This window comes from Actinoallomurus iriomotensis (genome assembly GCF_030269445.1).
Taxonomy (GTDB): Bacteria; Actinomycetota; Actinomycetes; order Streptosporangiales; family Streptosporangiaceae; genus Actinoallomurus; species Actinoallomurus iriomotensis.
Window position 1 is genome coordinate 1 of sequence record NZ_BSTJ01000031.1, and the last position, 1630, is coordinate 1630.

The following is a 1630-nucleotide window of genomic DNA, read 5'->3' on the forward strand; positions in this document are numbered from 1 at the left end:
GCGACCGGGGCGGCCTGACCCTCTACAAAGTCCTCCGCGAGCTACAGGCACTACTCGCCACCTGGACAGGCCACTGCCCCACCTGCCGACAGCCCCTCGCCTTAACCACCTAACAAAGCACTACTAGCCGTGGTCAGGCGGAGACGAGCAGCACGCCGCCGGCGACGGCGGCGAGGCCGGCGGCCCGTACGGGGGTGAGGCGTTCGCGGAGGATCACCACGCCGAGGACGACGTTGAGGGTGCGGCCGGTGGCGACCGCGCCCACCGGCTCCAGGGACATCGCGACCAGCACGAGGCCGTAGCTCGCCGGGACCAGCGCGGCGACCGGCAGCACGTTCCCCGGCCGACCGGGTAGACGACCGAGAACTCGCCTCCTCCGTACGCCTTCTGCAGGACGACGGCGTAGCCGGTGTGCAGGACGGTGCTCACCCGCCCGGACCACAGGGCCACGGACGACGATCTGCGGCAGCGGTTGCTCGACGCCGCCGCCGGGCTCCTCGACGACAGCGGCATCGAGGCCGTGACCATTCGCGAGACGGCGCGACGGCGCGGGGTCTCACACGGAGCGCCGCGCCGCCACTTCCCCTCCCGTACGTCGCTGCTGGGCCATCTCGCCAAGCGCGTCGCCGTCGAACTGGGCGGCGAACTCGACGCCACCGACGAGACGCCGCTCCGGCTCGCCCGCGCCTACGTCGGGTTCGCGGCGCGCCGACCGCACGCCTTCGACCTGCTCCTGCGGCACGACCTGCTCGAGGCCTCCGGCGCCGACCTGCGCCCGAGATCCGCGCCGGCCTTAACTCGGGGCGCTGACTTTTGTTTCGGAGAGATTTCTCCGATGAGTAAACCTTTGTCGCGTTGTCGCTGTCTGAGTAAAAGGGACGGTTTCCTCGTCCCTCCCGCTTAAAGCGGGATCGTTCTGATCGGAGAGTGAGAGCGACAGGTGAAGAAAAGTATGACGATCGCTGTTGCCGGATTCGCCGGAATCGTCGGAATCGCCGCCATGGCGGCGCCGGCGCAGGCCGCGGCGGTGGGCGCGCAGTCGCACGCCTGCTCGTTCACCGCGGATCGGCTTACCGTCGCGTTCGCTCACCCGTACGAGATCGACGGCGGGCTGGACCAGCCGCTGTCCGTCACGGCCGGGGGCGACGGGAGCTGCGTGCTGACGGGCCGCGCGAAGATCTCGCTGCTCGACGAGAACGGTAAGGCGCTGCCCTACCGGTTCCGCAAGGGCGCGGACGGAATCACCACCGAGGTCGGCCCCGACCAGCAGGCCGTGTTCGACCTGACCTTCGCGACGGGGAGCGGCGACCACGCGAGCCCGTCGAAGATCCGGATAACGCTGCCGAACGGCGGCGGAAGCCGCGTCATCGACTGGAGTTCCAGCACTCCCGCCTCGACGACGATAACGGTCGGCGGCTTCCGCCCCTGGCTCGACTGACCGAAGCGCGACGGCCGGCTGCGGTCTGTCTCAAAGCCCGACTTTGAGACAGACCCTAGCCCTAGCTGTACTGACCACGGAGGTTGGTACGGCGACACGGGTGGATGATCTTGAAATAGGTGAGGGCCTTCTGGCTCGGTGTGGATTGCGACATCTACATCGACCAGAAAGGCCCCCATGCCGCACCGTAAC

Annotated in this window: 3 protein-coding genes; 2 read left to right on the forward strand and 1 reads right to left on the reverse strand. The window is 68.7% G+C overall.

Going from position 1 to position 1630, the window contains the following annotated elements; genetic code table 11:
* Positions 1-133 precede the first annotated feature (133 nt).
* On the reverse strand, positions 134-334 hold the full coding sequence (locus QSK37_RS51260; protein ID WP_285637425.1) for a hypothetical protein: 201 nt from the start codon (positions 332-334) through the stop codon (positions 134-136).
* A gap of 75 nt (positions 335-409) precedes the next feature.
* On the opposite strand from QSK37_RS51260, the gene QSK37_RS51265 reads away from it, so the two are divergent.
* Both QSK37_RS51265 and QSK37_RS51270 read left to right on the forward strand, forming a co-directional pair.
* Positions 410-904: a TetR/AcrR family transcriptional regulator gene (locus tag QSK37_RS51265; protein ID WP_285637428.1), complete on the forward strand. Its 495-nt coding sequence runs from the start codon at positions 410-412 to the stop codon at positions 902-904.
* Between the two features lie 48 nt (positions 905-952).
* Positions 953-1438, forward strand: a complete 486-nt coding sequence (locus tag QSK37_RS51270) for a DUF4232 domain-containing protein (RefSeq protein WP_285637432.1) — start codon at positions 953-955, stop codon at positions 1436-1438.
* Positions 1439-1630 lie beyond the last annotated feature (192 nt).